Source organism: Kitasatospora sp. NBC_01250, assembly GCF_036226465.1.
In the GTDB taxonomy this organism is placed as follows: Bacteria; Actinomycetota; Actinomycetes; order Streptomycetales; family Streptomycetaceae; genus Kitasatospora.
Genome location: NZ_CP108476.1, coordinates 3117924 through 3140661 on the forward strand (window position 1 = coordinate 3117924; position 22738 = coordinate 3140661).

Below are 22738 nucleotides of genomic sequence, written 5' to 3' on the forward strand. Positions count from 1 at the left end.
CCACTCATGGATGGCAGATACCGAGGGGCGGGCGCGGCCCGCACGGTCATGGTCGTCACCGACGTCGTCGCGGGGATCTTGGGACTGTGGATCGTCCTGTACCTGCTGAGCGCGAATCCCTCCAACGACCTGGCGCACTGGGTCCACGAGGCGGCCGACTGGCTGGGTGCCTGGGCGCACGACCTGTTCACCCCGGCCCAGGGCTGGCTGCGGACCCTGCTCAACTACGGCATCCCCGCGCTCGTCTACCTGGCCCTGGGCCACACCCTGGCCCGCTGGCTGCGCCGCGCCCCATAGCACCCCACTCGCCCGCCCACCTCCCGAAAACGCCCGCCGGCCCACACCGGCGGGCACGTCACGCCCGGACCCACCCCACCCCGACGCGGCCGGCCACTGGTGGGACCCGATGACCGATACACGGATGCAACGCTCGTTACCGCACCCTGCCGCAACCGCCGAACGACTGAGACCTTCCCCAGACAGGTATCTGACACCTCGTCACTACCGTGCCGCACATGCCAACCACGCACGGCCGGACCGACGGCCACCCCGCCACCACCCGCACCCGCACCCGCACCCGCACCCGCACCCGCACCCGCACCCAAACCGCCCTGGCAGCAGCCCTGTTAACCGCAGGCCTCGCCCTCGCCACCCCCGCAGAAGCCGCCACCCCCGCCGGAGCCACCCCCACCCCCGCCCCCGCCCCCAGCCAGGTCGCCGTCCACCCCGAGGCCATCACCCCCGCGCAGCAGCAGGCCGTGCTGGACTACTGGACCCCCGAGCGGACCGCCGCCCTGACCACGCCGTCGTCCGGCAACCCGGCCAAGAGCGGCCCCGACGGCGCTCCGTGGACCGGGGCCGACGCCCTGAGCAGGACGGTGGGCCGGCTCTTCTTCACCAACCACGGTGAGGACGAGAGCTGCACCGCGACCGTCGTGAACAGCGCCAACCGCAGCACCGTCGTGACGGCGGGGCACTGCGTCAACAGCCCCGACCTCCTCGGTGACAACGACGAGTGGCTGACGAACGAGATGTTCGTCCCGGGCTACCACGACGGTCTCGCGCCGTACGGCAGGTTCGTCGCCCGCGCCGGGGTCGCCGACGCCACCTGGCTGCTCAACGACGAGCAGAGCCCCCTGAAGTTCGACGCGTACGACCAGGCCTTCCTGGTCCTGAACGGCAACGCCGCGGGCAAGCGCGTGCAGGACGCGGTCGGCGCCGCACAGCGCATCGGCTTCGACCGGCCGGGCGCCGCGTCGGTCCACGAGTTCGGCTATCCGCGGGCGGCGGCGGGCGATCCGGCGCGCGCGGGCCTGCCCGAGTACACCGGGGCCCGGCTCGCGTACTGCGCGGGGCAGACCCGCGAGAACCCCGGTACCAAGGAGTACCCGGAGCCCCGCGGCCAGTGGGGCGCCCCCTGCGTGATGGGCGGCGGCTCCAGCGGCGGCCCCCGCATCGCCGGCCTCGACCCGTCCTCGGGGATCGGCACGGTGGTGGGCGACGACACCCTGGGCCCGTACCTCGACGCCTCGGGCCAGGTCTGCACCGCCGGCACCACCGACTGCACCCGGCACCTGGTCGGCCCGCAGTTCACCTCCGCGATCACCAAGCCGCTGTACCAGGCCGCCGAACGCGCTTGAGCAGCAAGCGCGTTGAAGCAAACCGCACCCCACCCAGGATTGGCGACGATGTCCACACACCCCACCCTCCCCGGTAGGCTCGCTGCCGCGGGAGCCCTCCTGCTGAGCGCGACCACGACGGCGGTCCTGCTGCCCACCGCGGCGCTCGCCGCGGAGCCGGAGCCCATCACCACGCACGCCGGCGCCACCACCGACCAGGAGCGCAGCCGGATCGACGGCTACTGGACCCCGACCCGGATGAAGCTGGCCGGCGCCCTGGTCCCCGAGGTCACCCCGGTGCCCGCGGACGACAACACGCCCGACGATCCGACCCCGCTCCCCCCGAACACGCCCGATCCCGGGGCGGTTTGGGCGCACGGCGGGGCGGCGGACCGGAGCATCGGCCGTCTCTTCTTCACCTTCTCCGACGGCTACGGCGGCAGTTGCACCGCGACCGTCGTCACCAGCGCCAACCGCAGCACCCTCGTCACGGCAGCGCACTGTCTGCGGGGCGTCGGGGCTCCCGCCACCGACACCACGTGGAACCACAACCTGTACTTCGTGCCCGGCTACCGCAACGGGACGAAGCCGCTCGGCGGCTTCAGCATCAAGTCCGTTGCCACCGCCTCCCGTTGGGACGCCGATCCGAGCAGTACCAGCTCCGAGCAGGTGGCCGTCGCCGGCTACGACACCGGAGTCCTGGTGGCGAACCCCGCCGCCGACGGACGGCGGATCGCGGACGTCACCGGCAGCCAGCGGATCGCGTTCACCAAGCCCGTCAAGGGCGAGTTCATCCACACCTTCGGGTATCCGAAGGACCGGCTCAACAACCCCAGCAGCAAGTACGCCGGTTCCCGCATGATCCATTGCGCCGGACCGGCCGAGCCCGGCCCCAAGGCCCCGCTCCTGTGGGGTGAGCGCTGCGACATGTCCCACGGCGCGAGCGGCGGCCCGCACCTCGCGCAGTTCGACACCAGGACCGGCGTCGGCACCGTCGTCGGCGTCACCACCACCACCGACGACCTCGCGGGCGGACCGGCCGACACGCTCTACGCCACCCGGCTCGGCGACAGCGCCCACCGCCTCTACGCCTGGGCGCAGACCCGCCCGGCCTGACCACCCCGAGCAGTCCGTCCACCCACCACGGGCCGAGGTCCACCCGGCCTCGGCCCAAGTCAGGCCCAAGGGGCCGGACAAGCCCAAGACCGTCGCCCTCGTCAGCGCCCCGGAACGGCGGCCTCCCGCACCGCCTCGGCGACGGCCGGTCAGCGGCCGACCAGCGGCCGGTCAGAGGCTGCGCGCGGTGATGTCGCCGCAGGAGGTGGTGGCGCGGATCGCGAGTCCGGTGGTGCCGTCGTTCCTGAGGGCGTTGCTGATCCGGCCGGAGGCGGTGCCGGCGTCCAGCGCGGCCGAGACGCCGGCGGCGGCGCCGACCGAGATGTCGCCGGACTCGGTGCGCAGCGCCAGCTCGCCGCGCAGGGCCTCGGTGATCCGGATGTCGCCCCGTGCGGTGCTGATCTGGGCGGGGCCGCCCAGTCGGCCGACCTCGACGTCGCCGTCGACCGCGGTCAGCCGCAGGCTCCCCGCCTCGTCGAGCTTGATCTGCCGGTACGCGCCCTCGAAGGCGACATCGCCCAGGCGCCCGACGCCGCGCAGTTCGCAGGCACCGGTCCTGGCCTCGACCCGCGAGCCGGCCGGCAGCTTGACGGTGACCTCCAGCGATCCGCTCGGGCCGAAGAGCTGGTTCTTGGGGTCCGCGGTGCGGATCCGCAGGACGCCGTCGGCGTACTCGACGGTCGCCTGCTCGGCGGCCCGCACGTCGCGGCTCTTGTCGGGGTTGGCGGGCCGGACCTCGACGACGGTGTCGGCGCGGTCGGCGGCGATGAGCTGGACGCGCCCGGCCGGGACGTCCAGGACGGCGGTGATCGGGGCGGTGGTGGCGAACGTCTGCATCGTGCTCTCCTGAGCTCGTTCCTCGTTTCTGACAACGGAAACGCTACGTTGCTTTCCACATCTCGGCAACGGACTCGTTGCGCCAAAACCGCATAACTGCAGGCAGATAGCGGGAAACTGTTGCAACGATCTAGCCAGTAACGCAACGACGCCCACCCCACTCATTGCAATGAGATGGAAGTGAACGCTACTCTGGGGGAGTCAGGAACCAGCACGAAGGACCACCAGGGAGATCCCGATGCCGGGAGGCAGGCTCACTCAGCAGGAACGCCAGCAGATCGCGCTGGGGCTGGCCGACGGCCTCCCCTACGCCGAGATCGCCCGGCGCCTCGAACGCCCGACCTCGACGGTCACGCGCGAGGTGATGCGCAACGGCGGCCCCACCGCCTACCGCGCGGACCTCGCCCACCGCGCCACCGAGCGCCGCGCCCACCGGCGCAGCCCCGCCACCGCCCGAGGGCCGGAGTCGGCCCCCCAGCCGGCCGGGCGCAACGCGGACGCCGTTCGCGCGTACGAGGAGGAACTCACCCTCGTGCTCGTCCAGTCGGGCCTGCCCAGGATGATGTCCCGGGTGCTGGCCTGCCTCTACACCACCGACTCGGGCAGCCTCACCGCAGCCGAACTCGCCCAGCGCCTCCAGGTCAGCCCGGCGTCCGTCTCCAAGGCGATCAGCTTCCTGGACAGCATGGAGCTCGTCCGCCGGGAACGCGACGAACGCCGCCGCGAGCGCTACATCGTCGACGACGACCTCTGGTACCAGTCGATGATCCGCAGCGCCCGCTCCAACACCCGGTTCATCGAGACCGCACGGCAGGGCGCCGACCTCCTCGGGCGCGGCACGCCGGCCGCCACCCGCCTCGAAAACGTCGCCCGCTTCCTCGACTTCGTCTCCGAGGGCCTCACCCGCACCGCGGAGCAGGCCCGCGAGATCCTCTACACCCGACCCGCCGCGGCCTCGGGCGATGCTGCCGCGCCGAGCTCCGACCCCACGTAGAGACCCACGCAGAGACCCACCTGGAGACCCACGCAGAGACCCGCGTAGAGCGCCGGGTGCCGGGCAGGGTCCCGGCACCCGGCATACAGCGGGGGCTGCACTTGTTCTGACGTACCGTCACCTCGCCCCGGTTCACCGCTCGCGGAACCGGGGCGCGCCAGTCCACGACCACCGGTGGATTCGTTCATCAGAGGGCCGCTTCCTGGCATGATCCTGCGAATCTCCGGAGACTCCGGCCGAAAGACTCAGAATCGCCGAACAAGATCGCATCGCACGAGATCGCATCGACCAAGATCCCGGAGACAACCGTGTCCCTCTACGACGACGCTCTCGCGCTGGCCCCGGACCTGGTCCGGCTCCGGCACGACCTGCACCGCTTCCCCGAGCTGGGCCTGGCCCTGCCGCGCACCCAGGAGCGGGTGCTGCAGGCCCTCGACGGCCTGCCGCTGGAGGTGAGCCTGGGCGCGTCGCTGAGCTCGGTCACCGCGGTGCTGCGCGGCGGCAAGCCGGGCCCGGCGGTGCTGCTGCGCGGCGACATGGACGGCCTGCCGGTCGCCGAGAAGGCCCCGGTGCCGTTCGCCGCCGCCAACGGCGCCATGCACGCCTGCGGACACGACCTGCACACCGCCATGCTCGCGGGCGCCGCGCAGCTGCTGGCCGCACGGCGCGAGCAACTGCACGGCGACGTCGTGTTCATGTTCCAGCCCGGCGAGGAGGGGTGGGACGGCGCCGGCGCCATGCTGGCCGAGGGCGTGCTGGACGCGGCCGGCCGACACCCCGTCGCCGCCTACGCCCTGCACGTGGCGACGGCCATGCCGCACGGGGAGTTCAGCTCCCGGCGCGGACCCATCATGGCCGCCTCCGGTTCGCTGAACGTCACGGTCCACGGTGCGGGCGGCCACGGCTCGGTGCCGCACCGGGCCAAGGACCCCATCCCCGCGGCCTGCGAGATGGTCACCGCGCTGCAGACCATGGTGACCCGCCGGTTCGACGTGTTCGACCCGGTGGTGGTGACCGTCGGGCTGATCCAGGCCGGCACCCAGCGCAACATCATCCCCGAGACCGCCTACTTCGAGGCGACCGTGCGCGCCTTCTCCGCCGAGGCGGAGTCCAAGGTCGCCGACACCACGGTGGAGCTGATCCGGGCCATCGCGGCCGCCCACGGCCTGCGGGCCGAGGTCGAGTACCTCCCCCAGTACCCGGTGACCGTGAACGACGGGGCCGAGACCGACTTCCTGGCGGACACCGTCCGGGAGGTCTTCGGCGAGGAGCGCTACCAGGCGATGCCGAACCCGATGACCGGGTCGGAGGACTTCTCCCGGGTCCTGGACGCCGTGCCGGGCTCGTACGCCTGGCTCGGCGCCGCCCCGAAGGGGGTCGACCCGGAGGACCTGCCGCTCAACCACTCGCCCTACGCGGAGTTCGACGACGCGGTGCTCCCGGACGGCGCCGCGCTCTACGCCGAACTCGCCACCCGCCGCCTCGCGGCCTGAACAGGAAGGACCACAGCCATGACCGACCCCCGCGAGGTCGTCGAGCAGCAGCTCGCCGCCTACAACAGCCACGACATCGACGCCTTCGTCGCCACCTACGCCGAGGACGTCGTGATCAACCGGCGCACCGGCAGCCCGCTGCAGGGGCATCAGGCGCTGCGCGACACGTACACCGGACAGTTCGCCGAAGGCCGCTGCCGGGCGGAGATCGTGGGACGGCTCACGGAGGGCGACTGGGTGGTCGACCACGAGGTCGCCCACGGCCTGGCCGACGAGCCGCTCCGCGTGCTGGTGGCCTACCGGGTGCGCGAAGGCCTCATCGACCGCGTCGACTTCCTCGGCTGAACACGGCGGCCGGCCGGGCCCCGAGGAGCCCGACCGGCCGCCGTCGGCAACAGCCGTCCGCAGCAGCCGCCCCCGCCGGCCGCTGCCACGTCATCCGTTCCTTCCCCGGCCGCTACTTCTTCAGCCGCGACGAGGAGAGGATCGACACCACGTGCGCGGGCACCAGCACCCACACGATCGCCGTGACCACGATCACGGCGACCTTGGTGGCCCGCAGGTCACCGCGCGCCTGGTCGACCACCGCCGCGACCAGCAGCAGCAGGGTGCACTCGATCCCGTTGCAGAGCCGGTGCAGCTGGACGCCCGAGGCCAGCCGCCGCAGCCGGGCGATCCCGGAGGAACGCGGCACCACCGACTGGTCGGTGGCCTTCGCCAGTCCGCTGTCCGAGCGCGCCACGTGCACCAGGTCGGAGGAGGCCTTGAGCAGCAGCACGCCGACGGCGGCCGACATCCCGGCCACCAGGTACGGCGAGAGCCCGAGCGAGGAGGCCCGGAAACCCATGCCGATCATCACCGCGGCGTCCGCCAGATAGGCGCCGAGCCGGTCCAGGTAGACCCCGAGCGGGCTGAACTGCTGGCGCCAGCGGGCGACTTCACCATCGACGCAGTCGAGCAGCAGGTAGAGCTGCATGAACAGGACGCAGAGCACCGCCCCGGTCAGCCCCGGGATCAGCAGCGCGGCGCCGGAGAGCACGCCTGCGACCACCATCACACCGGTGATCTGGTTCGGCGACCAGCGCGTGTCCAGCATCAGCCGGGTGACCCGCAGCGAGACGGAGCGCATGTAGAGCCGCCCGGCCCAGTGTTCCGCCCTGCTGTCGAGCTTGCCCGGCGGGTGGATCACACCGCGCAGTTCTTCGAGTTGGACCCTGCTCATGCTGTCTCCGTGTCTGGCCGAAGATCCGCCCGGCCGCTGCGGCCGCGAACGTGATCAGCGCAAGCCTAGGGAACAACGCGAGCGCAAACGACCCGGCCCCCGCTGCTGGCCCGCTCCTCCCCCGAACCTGCACCGCCGCAGCTCCCCGCCCCGGCCGCGCCCGCACCGAACACGACTGCGGCGGAGCCGAATCCGACTCCGCCGCAGCTCGACCACCGGCTGATCAGCCCCGCGTCGCCATCGCGCGCAGGAAGAAGGTCAGGTTGGCCGGACGCTCGGCCAGGCGGCGCATGAAGTAGCCGTACCACTCCTGCCCGTACGGCAGGTACACCCGCATGGTGTTGCCGGCCTGGGCCAGGCGCAGCTGCTCCTCGGGGCGGATGCCGTAGAGCATCTGGTACTCGAAGCTGTCGCGGGCGCGGCCGTTCCACTCGGCCAGCTGGCCGGCGATCTTGATCATGTTGGGGTCGTGCGAGGCGATCATCGGGTAGCCCTCGCCCGCCATCAGCACCTTGAGGGCGCGGACGTAGGCCAGGTCGACGTCGTGCTTGCCCTGGAAGGCGACCGACTCGGGCTCCTTGTAGGCGCCCTTGCACAGCCGGACCCGGGAGCCGGCCGCGGCGAACTCCTTGCAGTCCTCCTCGGTACGGCGCAGGTAGGCCTGCAGCACCACGCCGAGCCACGGGAAGTCGGCGCGCAGCTCGCGCGCGATCGACAGGGTGGAGTCGGTGGTGGTGTGGTCCTCCATGTCCAGGGTGACCGTGGTGCCCGCGTCGGCCGCGGCCTCGCAGATCCGCCGGGCGTTCTCCAGCGCGATCTTCTCGCCGTCCACCGGGAGGAACTGGCCCACCGCCGAGAGCTTGACCGAGACCTCGGCGCCCGCCGCCAGGCCGGTCTCCTTCAGCGCGGCGAGCAGGTGCTCGTACGCCTCGGCCGTGCCGGCCGCCTGCGCGGCGTCCTTGGTGTCCTCGCCGAGGTGGTCGAGGGTGACCTTGCGGCCGGTGGCGACCAGGTCGTCGCAGGCGGTCACGGCGTCGTCGAGCAGCTCGCCGGCGACGAAGCGCTCGACTATCGCGTGGGTCGGCGGGAACTTCTCCACGACGGTGCGCACCTGCGGCGAGCGCGACGCGGCAAGGAGGGCGGAACGGAGCATCGGTACTCCTGGATCACAGGGTGTGGGGGAGGAAGAGAGGGGTGGGGCGGCGGCCGAGGGTCGGGCCGCCGCCCCGGGAGGTGAGGTCGGCAGGAGGAGAGGACCTCGGGGTGTGACTGACGGACCGTCAGCCCATGTGCGGGTAGCGGTAGTCCGTCGGCGGGACGAAGGTCTCCTTGATGGAGCGGGTCGAGGTCCAGCGGGCCAGGTTCTGCTTGGCGCCGGCCTTGTCGTTGGTCCCCGAGGCCCGGCCGCCGCCGAACGGCTGCTGGCCGACGACCGCACCGGTGGGCTTGTCGTTGATGTAGAAGTTGCCGGCCGCGAAGCGCAGCTTGTGCATCGCGTCCTGGGCCGCCGCGCGGTCCTGGGAGATGATCGAGCCGGTCAGGCCGTAGGGGGAGACCGACTCCATCTGGGCCAGCATCTCCTCGTACTTCTCGTCCTCGTACACGTACACCGCGAGGATCGGGCCGAAGTACTCGTCACGGAAGTACTCGGCGGCCGGGTCGGTGCAGACCAGCACGGTCGGACGGACGAAGTAGCCCACCGAGTCGTCGTAGGTGCCGCCGGCCAGCACCTCGACGGCCGGGTCGGCCTGGGCGCGGTCGATGGCGGCCTTGTTCTTGGCGAACGAGCGGTCGTCGATCACGGCGCTCATGAAGTTCGCCAGGTCGGTGACGTCGCCCATGGTCAGGCCCTCGACCTCGGCCTTGAACTCGTCCTTGAGACCGGCCCAGATCGAGGCGGGGACGTAGGCGCGGGAGAGCGCCGAGCACTTCTGGCCCTGGAACTCGAAGGCGCCGCGGGTCATCGCGGTCTTCAGCACCTTCGGGTCGGCCGACGGGTGCGCGACCAGGAAGTCCTTGCCACCGGTCTCGCCGACGATCCGCGGGTAGGTGCGGTAGCCGGCGATGTTGTTGCCGACCTCGCGCCACAGGTGCTGGAAGGTCGGGGTGGAGCCGGTGAAGTGGATGGCGGCCAGCGCCGGGTGCTTGAGGGCCACCTCGGAGACGGCCAGGCCGTCGCCGGTCACCATGTTGATGACGCCCTTGGGCAGGCCCGCCTCCTCCAGCAGCTGCATCAGCAGGTGCGCGGAGAACTGCTGGGTGGGCGACGGCTTCCAGAGCACCACGTTGCCCATCAGCGCCGGGGCGGTGGGCAGGTTGCCCGCGATGGCGGTGAAGTTGAACGGGGTGATCGCGTAGACGAAGCCCTCCAGCGGGCGGTGGTCGCTGCGGTTCCACACGCCGTCCGAGGAGAGCGGCTGCTCGGCGATGATCTGCCGGGCGAAGTGCACGTTGAAGCGCAGGAAGTCGATCAGCTCGCAGGAGGAGTCGATCTCGGCCTGCTGCGCGGTCTTGGACTGGCCGAGCATGGTGGCCGCGGCCAGCGTCTCGCGCCACGGGCCGGCCAGCAGGTCGGCGGCCTTGAGGAAGATCGCGGCGCGCGAGTCGAAGGAGAGCGCCTGCCAGGCGGGGGCCGCCGCCAGGGCAGTGTCGATGGCCTCCTGCGCGTCGTCCTGGGTGGCGTTGCGCAGGGTGCCGAGCCGAGCCGCGTGGTTGTGCGGCTGGACGACGTGGATCTCGGTGCCGCCACCCATCCGGCGCTCACCGTTGATCGTCATGGTCAGCTGGACGGGCTCCTGGCCCCCCAGCTCCTTCAGCTTCGCCTCCAGGCGGGCCCGTTCGGGGGTGCCGGGGGCGTAGCTGTGGACCGGCTCGTTCACCGGCGCGGGGACCTGGGTCACAGCATCCATGAGCGCGCGCTCTCCTTCGAGTCGTGGGGGACGGCCAGTGCGGGGGTCACACGCGGGCCATGGAGGAACGTTAAGCCGCGGGCCGGACCACGATGGTTGGCCAGGCGGCTAAAGTCATCCGTACGGCATTGTCCGAGTGGATGAACATCACGCAGCCCGCGCGGCAACACCCCGAAGGAGGCCCCGGATGCCCGCTCCCGGCCTCCCCGTCCCCGGCCTCCCGCTCCGCGGCATCCCGCTGCGCCAACTGCTGATGTCGCTCGGCGAGCCGCTGGTCGAGCTGCAGGCCGCGCCGGCCGGACTCGACGTGCTCGTCCAGGACGTGGCGATCCTCGACCCCGAGGACCCGGCCACCGCCAACCCCGGCGAGCTCATCCTCGCCATCGGCGCCCGCGGCCGGGCCGCGCTGCCCGCGCTGCGCGCCGCCGGACGCGCCAGGGCCGCCGCCGTCGCCGTCAAGCTGGACGCCCCGGGGCAGGCCGACGCGCTGCGCGAGGCGGCCACCGAGGCGGGCGTGGCGCTGCTCTCGGTGCGCCGCGAGACCCGCTGGGAGCACCTGGACGCGCTGGCCAGGGCGGTCATCGGCGGCCCGGACGCACCGGAGAGCGCCGAGAATCCGTCCTCGGGCTCCGGCACCGGCGACCTCTTCTCGCTGGCCCAGACCACCGCCGTGCTGACCGGCGGCATCGTCTCCATCGAGGACACCTCCAGCCGGGTGCTCGCCTACTCCCGCTCGGCCGACTCCGACGAGGTGGACGACCTGCGACGGCTGTCCATCCTGGGCTGGCAGGGGCCCGAGCCCTACCTGTCCAAGCTCCGCGAGTGGGGCATCTTCCAGCACCTGCGCACCTCGGACACCGTGATCGCGGTCGAGCCGCACCCGGAGCTGGGCCTGCGCCGGCGCCTGGCGATCGGCATCCGGGCCGGTGCCCAGCCGCTCGGCACCATCTGGGTCCAGGAGGGCTCGCAGCCGCTCACCGGACAGGCCGAGCAGGCGCTGGTCGGCGCGGCCCGGGTGGCCGCCGCCCAGCTGATGCGCCGCCGGCGCGAGGTCTCCGCGGACGTCCGGCTGACCCAGACCCTGCTCACCGGACTGCTGGAGGGCAGCACCGGACCGCAGTCGCTGGCCACCCACCTCGGCCTGCACCAGCACCGCCCGGCCACCGTGCTGGGGTACGCGGCCGTCGGTGCGGACCTCAACCGCAGCGAGGTGACCGGGCTGATCTCGGTGCACGCCGCCGCCCGCCACCGCGGTGCGCTGCTGGCGCCCATCGACACCCGGATCTACGTGCTGCTGCCCGAACTGCCCGCCGGCCTGCCGATGGCCACCGTGCGGGCCTGGGCCCAGGAGGTGGTGGACGCCGCCCGCGACCACCTCGGCGTCGAGCTGCGGGCCGCGATCGGCAGCACCGTCAACGGGCTGGGCGCGGTGCCCGCCTCCCGCGCCCAGGCGGACCGGATCCTGGACGCGATGGGGCGCGGCGGCGTGGTGCCCGAGGTCGCCGCGCTGATCGACGTGCAGGCCGAGGTGCTGGTCAGCGAGGTGCTGGCGCTGCTCCAGGAGCGCCCGGCGCTGCGCGACCCGCGGCTGTCCGCGCTCACCGAGTACGACGCGCGGCACGGCACCCGGCTCGCCGAGTCGGTGCTGGCCTGGCTGGACGCGCTGGGCGAAGTACGGGTGGCCGCACAGGCGTTGCACATCCACCCCAACACCCTGCGCTACCGGGTGCGCCGGGCCGAGCAGTTGACCGGCATCGACCTCGCCCAGCCGCAGCAGCGGCTGCTGGCGATGCTCCAACTGCGGCTCCCCGCCGACGAGGAGCAGTAGCGCCGCTCCAGCCGCTCCGACCCCGGAGCGGCCCGGCACCTCAGTGCGCGCCGCCTCAGTGCGCGCGCTCCCGGCGCCACCGCTCCCAGGCCGCCAGCCAGAGCCGCTCGGCCTGCTCGACCGCCTCCGGCCCAAGCCCCCGGCTGGCGACCAGCTCCGCCCACGCCGCCTGGGCCGGCAGGCTCGGCACCTGACTGGCGAAGACGGTGTAGCGGATCAGCTCCTCCAGCGCGTCCCGGCCCGCCTGGCCGCCGACCAGCCACTCCACCCGCTCGGCCAGCGCCAGCAGGTGGGCGACCATCAGCCCGACCGCCTCGCCCGCCTCGGCCCGGTCCTCCCCGGCGTAGCGCATCTGCTGGCGGATCGCCGCCTCCCACTGCTCGGGCGGCTCGGCCACCCGCAACCGGCGCGGCAGCTTGGTGCGGCCGCAGGAGAGCCGGTGCGCCCGGTGCGCCATCGCCCGCTCCACGCTGAACTCCAGCAGCGCCCGGTGCGCGTCCATCCCGGTCAGCGCCAGCCGGCTGCGCTGGGCCTGGGCCACCCGCGCCAGCCGGCGGTCCCGCACCTGGCGCAGCAGCGCGGTGCGGCCCACCGTGAAGCGCTCGTAGTCGTCGTGCCGCAGGTGGCTCAGCTCGATGTCGGCGGGTCCGATGCCGCGGCCGCAGATCAGCACCACCGAGCCGTAGACCAGCAGCCGCCCGGCCCACACCGTCCTGGCCTGCGCCGACGGGCCGTTGCCCGCGCCGCGTTCCTCGTGGATCTGCACGGCGACCGGCTCGCCCTCCACGCTGATCCACTCGCGCATCGCCCGCACCTGGCCCGGGCTGTCGCCCTCGTCGATGCCGAGCTGCTCGTAGACCCGGTCGCGCTCGCGCTCCACCAGCTCCTCCAGCTCGGGCAGCGGGGTGTAGCGCTGCACGCCGGGCTGGTAGGTGCGCACGGTGACGTACGGGCCCTCCAGCGAGGTCCAGTCGCCGGAGCGCAGCTCGACCCAGCAGAGCTCGCCGCCCGCACTCTCGCAGCCGGTCATCGCATCGCTGTCCACGGCCGGCGCCGCACCGCCCGCCACCGGCTCGGCGGCCTCCTGCGGCAGCGGCGCCCGAACCTGCGCGACCCCGCGCGCACCGCGCCCGGCCCGGTTCACGCTGTACACCAGGAAGTCGAGCTCCTCGAAGACCGCGACCGGGTCGAGGCCCTGCTCCTGGTCCCGCTCGGTCAGCGCCCGCAGGGCGTCGTCGTCCGGCTCCGCGGCCCAGCTCCCGCTGCTGATCGTCACCTTCGCCGCACCCCCGCGGTTTCGCCCTCGTCCGGTCCCGCGGCCGACCGCGGGCCGGGGGGTATCCGGCAGGTCGGACCGCGTCCGCCCACGATACGTGCGCGTGACCTGCGGGGCCATCAGCTTCCCTCGTACGGTTGGCAGATCGCCCGCTCCCTCCCGCCGCGCGGCGATCCGGCCTAAGGTGTCGCGCCACCATCCCGTACCCGGTGCCGCACCCCTGGACGCGGCCTAGGCTGGACACCATGACGAGCAGCGACGAGGGCGCCCCGCGGGTGCCCGCCCGGATCAGCATCATCACCCTGGGCGTGGCCGACCTGGCCGCCAGCACCGCCTTCTACCAGGCGCTGGGCTGGCGGCGCTCCACCGCCTCCACCCCCGAGATCGCCTGGTTCCGCACCGCCGACTCGGCGCTCGGCCTCGTCCCCTCCGAGCAGCTGGCCGCCGACGCCGGCATCCCGGCGGGCGGCGAGCCGGCCTTCCGCGGCGTGACGCTGGCGGTCAACCTGGAGTCGCCCCGGGCGGTGGACGAGGCGTTCGCGGTCGCCGTGGCGGCGGGCGCCGGCGTGGTCAAGCCGCCGGCCGCCACCGACTGGGGCGGCTACGGCGGCTACTTCGAGGACCCGGACGGCCACCTCTGGGAGCTGGCCCACAACCCGTCCTTCGCGTTCACCGCCGACGGCCGGCTGGACCTGCCCTGAAGACCGACTTCAACCACTACCGGCTGACCAGCGCCTGGCAGCTGCCCGCACCCGCCGCGCAGGTCTACCGGGTGCTGCGCGAGGTGGAGCACTATCCGCGCTGGTGGCCGCAGGTCCGCGAGGTCCGGCAGCTGGACGCCGACTCGGGGCGGCTGCGGATCCGCTCGGTGCTGCCCTACGAGCTGCTCCTCACCGCCACCGCGCGCCGCGAGGAGGCGGCCCCGGGCGGCCGGGGCGGGGTCCTGGAGGCCGCGCTGGCCGGCGATCTGGCCGGCTGGTCCCGCTGGACGGTGCGCCCGGACGGGCCCGGCGCCGCGCTGGCCGTCTTCGAGGAGGACGTGCGCGGCGGCCGGCCGCTGATGCGGCTGCTCGCGCTGCCCGCCCGGCCGCTCTTCCTCGCCAACCACGCGCTGATGATGCGCGCCGGCCATCGCGGCCTGCGCCGCTACCTGCTCGACGGCGGGTAGCGGCGCACGCCGTCCTGCGGCAGCCCTACTGCCGCGACCGCGCCTTGAACGCCGCCTTGCGGGCCTCCTTGGCCACCTGCCGGTCCAGGTGCAGCTCCCCGACCGCCTCCAGCACCCGCGCGGTGTAGGGGTGCTCGACCCGCCACAGCTCGCCGAAGAAGCTCGCCGGGTTGTCGGTCACCGGCATCCCGGAGATCAGCTCGCGCAGCAGCTCGGCGTCGCCCTCGCTGTCCAGCAGCTGGGCGGCGAAGGTGTCCACCGTGGTCCACAGCACCATCGTGCGGTCCGGGGCGGGCACGTCCTCGGCCCCGCGGGAGACCAGCCAGGCCCGCACCCCGCCGCCCAGCTCCGGGTCGCCGAGCACCTCCCGGGCGGCCGGCTCGGCCGCCTCGCCCAGCTCGCCCAGCGCCAGCTGGGCCAGCATCCGGCGCAGCGGCGCGGTGCGGTCCTCGCCGCGCGCGGCGGCCAGCAGCTCCCGGGCGGCGGTCAGCGGCTCGCGGTCCGCCAGCCAGACCCGGATCTCCTGCTCGGGCAGCACGTTGCCGGCCTCCGCGATGCCCTGCAGCAGCGCGGCGGCGTCACCGGTGGCCAGCTCGCCGATCAGCGGCGCCTCGTAGCCCTCGTCCAGCAGCCACTGGCGCACCCCGTACTGGCCCAGCGGAGTCAGCTTGACCAGGCCGAACCGGGCCGCCTCCGCCTCGTCCAGGGCCTGCTCGGCCGCCGCGCCCTGCGCCGCCTCCTCGCCCTCCTCCTCGTCGAAGAGCTCCGGATCGATCGGCTGGTACTCCAGCAGCCCGATCTCGGCGAGGTCGGCCAGCATCGGGTCCAGGGCGACCATCACATCGGTGATGTCGCCGAGCATCTCCTCGTCCGGCTCCTCGCCCTCGGGCACCACCAGCAGCGCGGCCAGTACGCCCAGCGGCACCGTCTCCTGGCCCGGCTCGGCGAAGGCGGTGGCCTCGTAGAGCACCTGCAGGGCCTCGTCCAGCAGCTCCGCGGCCTGCTCCTGGACCTCCTCGTACTGCGCGAGCAGCTCCTCGGCCCGCTCGTCGTCGGCGCGCTCACCGGCGTCCGGCTCGGCGTCCAGCGGCTCGATCTCGACGGCCAGCTCGGCGATCACGTCGGCGGCGGCCAGCCACAGCTCCAGCACCGACTCCGGATCGCCCTGCTCCACCGGGGCCAGCTCCTGGCTGGGGCCCGCCGAGCGCTGACCGGCCTCGTCGTGGGCGACCAGCACCAGCTCCAGGTCACTGGCCAGCGACCAGACCCGCATCGCCTCCAGCACCGCCTCCTCGGAAACCTCGCCCTCGGCCGGGGCCAGGCCCAGGAACCGGGCGGCGGCCTCGCGGTCGGCGTCCAGCAGGTCGCCCAGCTCGTCCACCGGACGGGTCGGGGCGCTCCACCGGGCCAGCTTGACCGCGTGGGCGATCAGCGGGACGGCCAGCGCGGCGGCGGCCAGCTCGGCCTCGGGCAGCAGCCGCACCGGCGGCACCAGCACGGCGAGGTCGTCGAGGTCCTCCTCCTCGTCCGAACCGTGCGCGCCGTAGAGGTCGGCGAGCTCGAAGTCGGCAGGCAGCAGGCTCTCGCCGGGCTGTGCGTCAGGCCCGGTCGCCGACGGGTGGTCAGGGTTCTTGCGGCGTCGAGCGGCCATCGGGCGCGTTCTCCTCATGAGGGCGGGTCTGCACTGCACTACGTCAAGGCGGGTCTGCACGGTGTCACAGCAGGGTGTCACGGCGGGGTGTCACGGCGGGGCGCACTGCGATCAGCGTATCGGCCGGACCGGCGGCGGCGCCCGTCCTGCGGGGGGCGCGCGCCACTCATGCGCGCCCCTGTCGCGCCACCCCGTATCCTTCGACTGGACCCCGTGCACACCCCGCGCGCGGTCCTGCCTGGGCAAAGCCGCCCAGCTCTCGTCAGCACAGCTCGCACCACCACGGATCTCCCGCACCATGGCCACCACCACAGCGCCACCGGACGGGCGCGTCGGCCTCCCACGCCGGCCCGCGGTGGTGCCCGGCCACAGGAGACCCCTGCCATGGCGGACCTCTCCCCTGCCGGTCCCGGCCTGCCCAACGCGCAGTTGTCCGGTACCCGGCTCTCGGAGGCCCTGCTCCCCCTGGAGCTCGCACCACGCACCCAGCTCCAACTCGCCGCGGTCAGCCGCTGGAACGCACTGCGCGGCGTGCGCGTCGGCCTCTGTGCCGCCGCCCTCCTCCTGCTCCTGATCGGAGCCAACCTCGCCACCCCGGTCTACCCCCTGCTCCAGCAGCGGCTCGGTCTGACCGCCTTCGACACCACGCTGCTCTTCACGGTCTACGTCTTCGCGCTGGTGCCGGTGCTCGCCGCGGTGGGCCACTGGTCCGACCTGGTCGGCCGCCGCGCGCTGATCCTGCCGGCCGTCTGCCTGGCCGCCAGCGGCGACGCGATCTTCGCCACCGCCAACAGCTTCGGCCAGCTGGCCGCGGGCCGGGCCGTCCAGGGCATCGCGGTCGCGCTGGCCACCGGCGCCGCCGGCGCGGCGCTCGGCGACCTGCTGCCCGACCACCCGACGCTGGCCGCCAAGCTCACCCTGGCCTGCTCGGCCGGCGGCGTGGCGCTGGGCCCCGTGGTCGGCGCCTCGCTCGCGGGCGGCTCCCACCCCCTGCTGACGCCCTTCCTGGCCCATGCGGTCGCGCTGCTGGTGCTCTGCGTCCCGCTGGCCCTGGTGCACCCCCGGATGCCCGGCGCCCGCCGCCCGCACAACGCGCCCCCGCGCGTCACCGCCCCGCTCCACCTGCGCCCGCGCCGCCTGGCGCTGCCCGCCCAGGGCCGCCGCACCTTCCTGCTCGCGGCCGGCGCCGGCTTCGTCTCCTACGCCGTCTTCGGCGTCTACCTGAGCCTGGCCCCGGCCTTCTCGGCCGGCCTGCTGCACACCCACTCACGCATGGTCGGCGCCGTGGTCGCCGCCCTGCTGCTCGGCTCCTCGGCCCTCGCCCAGCTCCTCATACCGCCCACCACCGACCGCCGCCTGATCGCCCTGGGCATGACCGGCCTCGCCCTCGGCCTGGCCCTGGTGGTCACCGCCCAGTACGCCCACCAGCCGGCCCTGCTCTTCCTCGGCAGCGTCCTCGGCGGCGCCTGCCAGGGCATCGCCTTCCGCTCCCTGTTCACCACCGCCGTCGCCGCCATGGACCCGGCCCGCCGCGCCAGCGAGATGAGCACCCTCTGGGTCATCGTCTACCTCGGCAGCTCGCTCCCCATCGTCGCCGTCGGCGCCCTCTCCCAGCACTACGGCCTCCTCCCGGCCGTCAGCGGCTTCGCCGTCATCGCCGCCACCGCCTGCCTCGCCCTGGCGGGCGCCGTGCTGCGCCGACGCTAGTCGTCCCAGGGGCGCCAGAGCTCGGTGCGGAACTCGACGTCGAACGGCTCGGGCAACCGCACCGGCTCGCCGAACTTCCAGCTCCGCAGCTCCTCGTAACGGCCTGCGAAGCGGTCGGGGTTGCCGTACAGGGTGATCCCCGACCGCTTCGGGTCCCGATCGATCACAGTCGGCCAACTCGCCCCGCAGCCACATCACATACGGGAAGTCAGGCAACGGGAAGTGCGCGATCGCGGCTTCGGACACAGCACCCAGGGTAGGCAGACATACCACTGCCGCGTGACTCATTCCCCCGAAGGAGCGAGTCACGCGGCAGTGGATTGACCGTACGGCGAGCCTCAGACGTTGAACCCCAGCGCCCGCAGCTGCTCGCGACCGTCGTCGGTGATCTTGTCCGGGCCCCACGGCGGCATCCAGACCCAGTTGATCCGCAGGTCCTGGACGAGGCCGTCGGTGGCCGTCCTGGCCTGGTCCTCGATGACGTCGGTCAGCGGGCAGGCCGCGGAGGTCAGCGTCATGTCGATGGTGGCCACGTCGGACTCGTCGATGTGGATGCCGTAGATCAGGCCCAGGTTGACCACGTCGATGCCCAGCTCGGGGTCGACGACGTCCATCAGGGCCTCGGTCAGGTCCTCGACGGAGACGGTGCCGGCCGTGGTGCCGACGATGACCGTCGGGCCCTCGGTCGGGGCCTCGGCCTCAGCGGCGGCCGGGGTGCCGGCCTCGGTGTCGCTCATACGCAATCGGTCCTCAGAAAGTCGACAGATGGTCGGCAGGAAGCCGGCCGGTCGGTCAGTCGGTGATGGCGGGCTGCTCGGCCAGCGCCTTCGCGGTGGCGTCCTTCCAGGCCATCCAGCTCAGCAGGGCGCACTTGACCCGGGCGGGGTACTTGGAGACGCCGGCGAACGCGACCGCGTCCTCCAGCACCTCCTCGTCGCCCTCGCCCTGGCCCTTGCTCTGCATCAGTTCCAGGAACGCCTCCTGGATGGCCTGCGCGTCGCCGACCGTCTTGCCGACCACCAGGTCGTTCAGCACCGAGGCGCTGGCCTGGCTGATCGAGCAGCCCTGCGACTCGTAGGAGATGTCCGCGACCACCGGACCGTCCAGCCGCACCCGCAGGGTGATCTCGTCACCGCAGGTCGGGTTGACGTGGTGCACCTCGGCGTCGCCGTCCCGCAGCCCCTTGCCGTGGGGGTTGCGGTAGTGGTCCAGGATGATCTCCTGGTACATGGAGTCGAGCTTCATGGCGGCGTCACCCTCCTCAGCCGAAGAAGTTGCGGACGTGGTGCAGGCCGTCGATCAGCTGGTCGACCTCGCCCGGCGTCGAGTACAGGTAGAACGACGCCCGGGTGGTCGCCGGAATTCCGTACCGCAGGCAGACCGGCCGCGCGCAGTGGTGACCGACGCGCACGGCGATGCCCTGCTCGTCCAGCACCTGGCCCACGTCGTGCGGGTGCACGTCGCCGAGCACGAAGGAGATCGCGGCACCGCGGTCCACGGCCGTGCGCGGGCCGATGATGCGCAGGTCCGGGACCTCCTGCAGGCGGTTGACCGCGTACTCGGTGATCGCGTGCTCGTGCGCGGCGATCCGCTCCATGCCGATGTTCGACAGGTAGTCGATGGCCGCGCCGAGCCCGACCGCCTGGGCGATCGGCGGGGTGCCGGCCTCGAACTTGTGCGGCGCGGGGGCGTAGGTGGACGAGCCCATGGTGACGGTCTCGATCATCTCGCCGCCGCCGAGGAACGGCGGCAGGTCCTCCAGCAGCTCCTGGCGCCCCCAGAGCACGCCGATGCCGGTGGGCCCGAGCATCTTGTGACCGGTGAAGGCGACGAAGTCGGCCTCCAGCGCCTGCACGTCCAGCACCATGTGCGGGGCGGCCTGGGAGGCGTCGATCAGCACCAGCGCGCCGACGTCCTGGGCGCGGCGGACGATCGCCTCGACCGGGTTGACGGTGCCGAGCAGGTTGGAGACCAGCGTGAAGGAGACGATCTTCGTCTTCTCGGTGATCAGCTGCTCGATGTTGGACAGGTCGAGCCGGCCCTCGTCGGTCAGCCCGAACCACTTCAGCTTCGCGCCGGTGCGCTGCGAGAGCAGCTGCCACGGCACGATGTTGGAGTGGTGCTCCATCTCGGTGATGACGATCTCCGCGTCCGCGTCGACGCGGTACGGCTCGTCGGCCCAACCGAGCATGTTGGCAACCAGGTTGAGCGACTCCGAGGCGTTCTTGGTGAAGATCACCTCGTCCCGGCTCGGCGCGTTGATGAACGCCGCGACCTTGTCCCGGGCACCCTCGTACAGCGCGGTGGCCTCTTCGGCCAGCACGTGCACGCCGCGGTGCACGTTGGCGTTGTGCTGCTCGTAGTACGCGTTGAGCGCCTCCAGCACCTGCCGGGGCTTCTGCGAGGTGGCCGCGTTGTCCAGGTAGACCAGGGGCTTGCCGTCGTGCAGCACGCGCTGCAGGACCGGGAAGTCCTTGCGGATCGCGTCGGTGTCGAGCAGACCGCTCAGCGCCGAGCCGGAGAGGATTGTCACTCGGAAGCGCCGCCCTTCACGTAAGCCTCGTAGCCCTCGTTCTCCAGCTTGTCGGCCAGCTCCGCGCCACCGGACTCGACGATCCGGCCGGCCGAGAAGACGTGAACGTAGTCGGGCTTGATGTACCGCAGGATGCGGGTGTAGTGGGTGACCAGCAGGGTGCCGACCTCGCCGGTCGCGCGCACCCGGTTGATGCCCTCGGAGACCTGGCGCAGCGCGTCGACGTCCAGGCCCGAGTCGGTCTCGTCCAGGATCGCGATCTTCGGCTTGAGCAGCTCCAGCTGGAGGATCTCGTGGCGCTTCTTCTCACCGCCGGAGAAGCCCTCGTTGACGTTGCGCTCGGCGAAGGCCGGGTCCATCTGCAGCGTCGCCATGGCCTCCTTGACCTCCTTCACCCAGGTGCGCAGCTTGGGGGCCTCGCCGCGGATCGCGGTGGCCGCGGTGCGCAGGAAGTTGGAGACCGAGACGCCGGGAACCTCGACCGGGTACTGCATGGCCAGGAAGACACCGGCCCGGGCGCGCTCGTCGACGGACATCGCGAGCACGTCCTCGCCGTCCAGCAGCACCTCGCCGCTGGTGACGGTGTACTTCGGGTGACCGGCCAGGGTGTAGGCCAGGGTGGACTTGCCGGAGCCGTTGGGGCCCATGATGGCGTGGGTCTCGCCCTGCTTGACCGTCAGGTCGACGCCGCGCAGGATCTCGCGCGGGCCCGACTCGGTCTCGACGGAGACGTGCAGGTCACGGATTTCAAGGGTTGCCATGCTCAGGACTCCTGGGTGACGGAGACGAGCACATCGTCCCCTTCGATCTTTACGGGGTAAACGGGGACCGGCCGGGTGGCGGGCAGTCCCGAGGGCTTGCCGGTGCGCAGGTCGAACGTGGAGCCGTGCAGCCAGCACTCGATCCGGCAGTCCTCGACCTCGCCCTCGGAGAGCGAGACGTTCGCGTGCGAGCAGATGTCGTTGATCGCGAACACCTCCCCCTCGGTGCGCACGACGGAGATCGCCAGACCGCCGCCCAGCTCCACCCGCTTGGGGGTGTCCTCGCCCAGCTCGCTCAGCGAGCAGACACGCTGGTAGCTCATGCCACGCCCGCCAGTTCGGCCTCGATCTTGGCCATCAGCTGGTCGTGGAGCTCGGCCACGCCGATCTGCTGCACCAGTTCGGCGAAGAAGCCGCGCACCACCAGTCGGCGCGCCTCCTCCTGCGGGATGCCGCGCGACTGCAGGTAGAAGAGCTGCTCGTCGTCGAAGCGGCCGGTCGCCGAGGCGTGGCCCGCGCCGACGATCTCGCCGGTCTCGATCTCCAGGTTCGGGATCGAGTCGACCCGGGCGCCGTCGGTGAGCACCAGGTTGCGGTTGTGCTCGTAGGTGTCGGTGCCGGTCGCGGCGGCGCGGATCAGCACGTCGCCGACCCAGACCGCGTGCGCGTCCTGGCCCTGCAGGGCGCCCTTGTAGACCACGTTGGACCGGCAGTGCGGGGTGTCGTGGTCGATCTGCAGGCGGTGCTCCAGGTGCTGGCCGGCGTCCGCGAAGTAGAGGCCGAACAGCTCGGCCTCGCCGCCGGGGGCCGCGTAGGTGACCCGGGGGTGGATGCGCACCAGGTCGCCGCCGAAGGTCACCACGACCGACTTGAGCGCGGCGTCCCGGCCGATCAGCGCGGTCTGCTGGGAGGCGTGCACCGCGTCGCGGTCCCAGTCCTGGATCGAGACGAAGGTCAGCTTGGCGCCGTCGCCGACCAGCAGCTCGACGTTGGCGGCCCGGGTGCCGGTACCGGTGTGGTTCAGCACCACGACGGCCTCGGCGAACGGCTTGACGTCGATCACCACGTGGGCGAACTTGACGCCGCCCTCGCCGTGCACGTCGATCCGGACCGGCTCGGTGAGCACCGCGTCCTTGGGGACGGTGACCACCAGCGCCTGCTCGAAGGCGCTGAACGCCTGCGCGGCGACCCGGTCGACGGGCTTGCCGGCCTTGCCGATCCGCTCGTCGTCGCGGCCGACCAGGTCGGCGGTGACGCCCTCCGGCAGGCCGAACTCGACCTTGTCCTCACCAGCGGCGTTACCGGCCGCGGTGCCGTCGTGCAGGCCGGCCAGGCGGTGCAGCGGGGTGAACCGCCAGTCCTCCTCGCGGCCGGTGGGCACCGGGAAGTCGTTCACGTCGTAGGAGGGCTGGACCGCGACGCGGGCGTCGATCGGCTGCCGCACGCTGTCCCGGCCGGTGCCGGGCCCGGCGAGCTGCGCGCCGGCACCGGCGGTGCCGACCTCGATCGAGCCGGCGGTGGTGGAGCCGGGGGTGTTCGCTGCGACATTCAAAGGCGTGTCAGCCATGGCTGTTCGTGTTGCTCTCTTCCTGAAAGTGTGGGCGGTGTCGGACTGCTGACTGGA

23 protein-coding genes are annotated in these 22738 nt (G+C 72.7%); 10 read left to right on the plus strand and 13 right to left on the minus strand.

Annotated elements, in window-relative coordinates; all coding sequences use genetic code 11:
• The first annotated feature begins 6 nt into the window (after positions 1-6).
• The 3 genes from OG500_RS12580 to OG500_RS12590 all read left to right on the plus strand — a co-directional run bounded on the left by OG500_RS12580 (position 7) and on the right by OG500_RS12590 (position 2735).
• Entirely contained in the window at positions 7-297 is a 291-nt protein-coding gene (locus OG500_RS12580) for a hypothetical protein (RefSeq protein ID WP_327066658.1), read from the plus strand.
• 218 nt (positions 298-515) lie between these two features.
• Positions 516-1640: a trypsin-like serine peptidase gene (locus tag OG500_RS12585; protein ID WP_329579813.1), complete on the plus strand. Its 1125-nt coding sequence runs from the start codon at positions 516-518 to the stop codon at positions 1638-1640.
• A gap of 48 nt (positions 1641-1688) precedes the next feature.
• Positions 1689-2735: a trypsin-like serine peptidase gene (locus OG500_RS12590; protein WP_329579816.1), complete on the plus strand. Its 1047-nt coding sequence runs from the start codon at positions 1689-1691 to the stop codon at positions 2733-2735.
• Between the two features lie 171 nt (positions 2736-2906).
• Here OG500_RS12590 and OG500_RS12595 read toward each other — a convergent pair whose 3' ends face one another.
• On the minus strand, positions 2907-3572 hold the full coding sequence (locus OG500_RS12595; RefSeq protein WP_329579819.1) for a DUF4097 family beta strand repeat-containing protein: 666 nt from the start codon (positions 3570-3572) through the stop codon (positions 2907-2909).
• 238 nt (positions 3573-3810) lie between these two features.
• Between OG500_RS12595 and OG500_RS38170 the strand changes: the two genes are divergently transcribed.
• From OG500_RS38170 to OG500_RS12620, 3 genes are all read left to right on the plus strand, one after another.
• Positions 3811-4566 (plus strand): helix-turn-helix domain-containing protein, encoded by a 756-nt coding sequence (locus OG500_RS38170; RefSeq protein ID WP_442907026.1) that lies wholly within the window; start codon positions 3811-3813, stop codon positions 4564-4566.
• A 308-nt stretch (positions 4567-4874) separates the two neighbouring features.
• On the plus strand, positions 4875-6059 hold the full coding sequence (locus tag OG500_RS12615) for a M20 metallopeptidase family protein (protein WP_329579821.1): 1185 nt from the start codon (positions 4875-4877) through the stop codon (positions 6057-6059).
• Positions 6060-6077: 18 nt separating this feature from the next.
• Positions 6078-6404, plus strand: coding sequence for a nuclear transport factor 2 family protein (locus OG500_RS12620; RefSeq protein WP_327066663.1), 327 nt, complete (start codon positions 6078-6080; stop codon positions 6402-6404).
• Between the two features lie 112 nt (positions 6405-6516).
• Here the strand turns inward: OG500_RS12620 and OG500_RS12625 are convergent, their stop codons facing one another.
• From OG500_RS12625 to pruA, 3 genes are all read right to left on the minus strand, one after another.
• Positions 6517-7281: a CDP-alcohol phosphatidyltransferase family protein gene (locus OG500_RS12625; RefSeq protein WP_327066664.1), complete on the minus strand. Its 765-nt coding sequence runs from the start codon at positions 7279-7281 to the stop codon at positions 6517-6519.
• A 223-nt stretch (positions 7282-7504) separates the two neighbouring features.
• A complete protein-coding gene (locus OG500_RS12630) occupies positions 7505-8434 on the minus strand; it encodes a proline dehydrogenase family protein (RefSeq protein ID WP_327066665.1) in 930 nt (309 codons plus the stop codon).
• A 127-nt stretch (positions 8435-8561) separates the two neighbouring features.
• Positions 8562-10190 (minus strand): L-glutamate gamma-semialdehyde dehydrogenase, encoded by a 1629-nt coding sequence (pruA, locus tag OG500_RS12635; protein WP_327066666.1) that lies wholly within the window; start codon positions 10188-10190, stop codon positions 8562-8564.
• 187 nt (positions 10191-10377) lie between these two features.
• Between pruA and OG500_RS12640 the strand changes: the two genes are divergently transcribed.
• The gene (locus OG500_RS12640) at positions 10378-12018 is read left to right on the plus strand and encodes a PucR family transcriptional regulator (protein WP_327066667.1); all 1641 of its coding nucleotides are present in this window, start codon (positions 10378-10380) and stop codon (positions 12016-12018) included.
• A 55-nt stretch (positions 12019-12073) separates the two neighbouring features.
• Here the strand turns inward: OG500_RS12640 and OG500_RS12645 are convergent, their stop codons facing one another.
• On the minus strand, positions 12074-13294 hold the full coding sequence (locus tag OG500_RS12645) for a hypothetical protein (protein ID WP_327066668.1): 1221 nt from the start codon (positions 13292-13294) through the stop codon (positions 12074-12076).
• A 245-nt stretch (positions 13295-13539) separates the two neighbouring features.
• On the opposite strand from OG500_RS12645, the gene OG500_RS12650 reads away from it, so the two are divergent.
• Together OG500_RS12650 and OG500_RS12655 are read left to right on the plus strand one after the other, a co-directional pair.
• A complete protein-coding gene (locus OG500_RS12650; protein WP_329579828.1) occupies positions 13540-13995 on the plus strand; it encodes a VOC family protein in 456 nt (151 codons plus the stop codon).
• On the plus strand, positions 13992-14462 hold the full coding sequence (locus OG500_RS12655) for an SRPBCC family protein (protein WP_329587533.1): 471 nt from the start codon (positions 13992-13994) through the stop codon (positions 14460-14462). Before OG500_RS12650 ends, OG500_RS12655 begins: the two co-directional genes overlap by 4 nt.
• 25 nt (positions 14463-14487) lie before the next feature.
• Here the strand turns inward: OG500_RS12655 and OG500_RS12660 are convergent, their stop codons facing one another.
• Positions 14488-16113: a hypothetical protein gene (locus tag OG500_RS12660; RefSeq protein WP_327066670.1), complete on the minus strand. Its 1626-nt coding sequence runs from the start codon at positions 16111-16113 to the stop codon at positions 14488-14490.
• A 384-nt stretch (positions 16114-16497) separates the two neighbouring features.
• Between OG500_RS12660 and OG500_RS12665 the strand changes: the two genes are divergently transcribed.
• A complete protein-coding gene (locus tag OG500_RS12665) occupies positions 16498-17820 on the plus strand; it encodes an MFS transporter (protein ID WP_327066671.1) in 1323 nt (440 codons plus the stop codon).
• On the opposite strand, the gene OG500_RS12670 is transcribed toward OG500_RS12665, so the two are convergent.
• The 7 genes from OG500_RS12670 to sufD all read right to left on the minus strand — a co-directional run bounded on the left by OG500_RS12670 (position 17817) and on the right by sufD (position 22681).
• Positions 17817-17987: a hypothetical protein gene (locus OG500_RS12670; RefSeq protein WP_329579832.1), complete on the minus strand. Its 171-nt coding sequence runs from the start codon at positions 17985-17987 to the stop codon at positions 17817-17819. The genes OG500_RS12665 and OG500_RS12670 overlap by 4 nt on opposite strands.
• 171 nt (positions 17988-18158) lie before the next feature.
• Positions 18159-18557: a metal-sulfur cluster assembly factor gene (locus tag OG500_RS12675; RefSeq protein WP_327066673.1), complete on the minus strand. Its 399-nt coding sequence runs from the start codon at positions 18555-18557 to the stop codon at positions 18159-18161.
• A 55-nt stretch (positions 18558-18612) separates the two neighbouring features.
• Positions 18613-19065: a Fe-S cluster assembly sulfur transfer protein SufU gene (sufU, locus tag OG500_RS12680; RefSeq protein WP_327066674.1), complete on the minus strand. Its 453-nt coding sequence runs from the start codon at positions 19063-19065 to the stop codon at positions 18613-18615.
• A 16-nt stretch (positions 19066-19081) separates the two neighbouring features.
• A complete protein-coding gene (locus tag OG500_RS12685; protein WP_327071530.1) occupies positions 19082-20347 on the minus strand; it encodes a cysteine desulfurase in 1266 nt (421 codons plus the stop codon).
• Between the two features lie 2 nt (positions 20348-20349).
• Positions 20350-21114, minus strand: a complete 765-nt coding sequence (gene sufC / locus OG500_RS12690; RefSeq protein ID WP_327066675.1) for a Fe-S cluster assembly ATPase SufC — start codon at positions 21112-21114, stop codon at positions 20350-20352.
• A 2-nt stretch (positions 21115-21116) separates the two neighbouring features.
• Positions 21117-21437, minus strand: coding sequence for a non-heme iron oxygenase ferredoxin subunit (locus OG500_RS12695; RefSeq protein ID WP_327066676.1), 321 nt, complete (start codon positions 21435-21437; stop codon positions 21117-21119).
• Positions 21434-22681, minus strand: coding sequence for a Fe-S cluster assembly protein SufD (sufD, locus tag OG500_RS12700; RefSeq protein ID WP_327066677.1), 1248 nt, complete (start codon positions 22679-22681; stop codon positions 21434-21436). Before sufD ends, OG500_RS12695 begins: the two co-directional genes overlap by 4 nt.
• Positions 22682-22738 lie beyond the last annotated feature (57 nt).

Bases quoted from the DNA above. Each gene is read 5' to 3' on its own strand.
- OG500_RS12580 (WP_327066658.1), top strand. From the start codon at position 7: ATGGATGGCAGATACCGAGGGGCGGGCGCGGCCCGCACGGTCATGGTC.
- OG500_RS12585 (WP_329579813.1), top strand. From the start codon at position 516: ATGCCAACCACGCACGGCCGGACCGACGGCCACCCCGCCACCACCCGC.
- OG500_RS12590 (WP_329579816.1), top strand. From the start codon at position 1,689: ATGTCCACACACCCCACCCTCCCCGGTAGGCTCGCTGCCGCGGGAGCC.
- OG500_RS12595 (WP_329579819.1), bottom strand. From the start codon at position 3,572: ATGCAGACGTTCGCCACCACCGCCCCGATCACCGCCGTCCTGGACGTC.
- OG500_RS38170 (WP_442907026.1), top strand. From the start codon at position 3,811: ATGCCGGGAGGCAGGCTCACTCAGCAGGAACGCCAGCAGATCGCGCTG.
- OG500_RS12620 (WP_327066663.1), top strand. From the start codon at position 6,078: ATGACCGACCCCCGCGAGGTCGTCGAGCAGCAGCTCGCCGCCTACAAC.
- OG500_RS12625 (WP_327066664.1), bottom strand. From the start codon at position 7,281: ATGAGCAGGGTCCAACTCGAAGAACTGCGCGGTGTGATCCACCCGCCG.
- OG500_RS12630 (WP_327066665.1), bottom strand. From the start codon at position 8,434: ATGCTCCGTTCCGCCCTCCTTGCCGCGTCGCGCTCGCCGCAGGTGCGC.
- pruA (WP_327066666.1), bottom strand. From the start codon at position 10,190: ATGGATGCTGTGACCCAGGTCCCCGCGCCGGTGAACGAGCCGGTCCAC.
- OG500_RS12640 (WP_327066667.1), top strand. From the start codon at position 10,378: ATGCCCGCTCCCGGCCTCCCCGTCCCCGGCCTCCCGCTCCGCGGCATC.
- OG500_RS12650 (WP_329579828.1), top strand. From the start codon at position 13,540: ATGACGAGCAGCGACGAGGGCGCCCCGCGGGTGCCCGCCCGGATCAGC.
- OG500_RS12660 (WP_327066670.1), bottom strand. From the start codon at position 16,113: ATGGCCGCTCGACGCCGCAAGAACCCTGACCACCCGTCGGCGACCGGG.
- OG500_RS12665 (WP_327066671.1), top strand. From the start codon at position 16,498: ATGGCGGACCTCTCCCCTGCCGGTCCCGGCCTGCCCAACGCGCAGTTG.
- OG500_RS12675 (WP_327066673.1), bottom strand. From the start codon at position 18,557: ATGAGCGACACCGAGGCCGGCACCCCGGCCGCCGCTGAGGCCGAGGCC.
- sufU (WP_327066674.1), bottom strand. From the start codon at position 19,065: ATGAAGCTCGACTCCATGTACCAGGAGATCATCCTGGACCACTACCGC.
- sufC (WP_327066675.1), bottom strand. From the start codon at position 21,114: ATGGCAACCCTTGAAATCCGTGACCTGCACGTCTCCGTCGAGACCGAG.
- OG500_RS12695 (WP_327066676.1), bottom strand. From the start codon at position 21,437: ATGAGCTACCAGCGTGTCTGCTCGCTGAGCGAGCTGGGCGAGGACACC.
- sufD (WP_327066677.1), bottom strand. From the start codon at position 22,681: ATGGCTGACACGCCTTTGAATGTCGCAGCGAACACCCCCGGCTCCACC.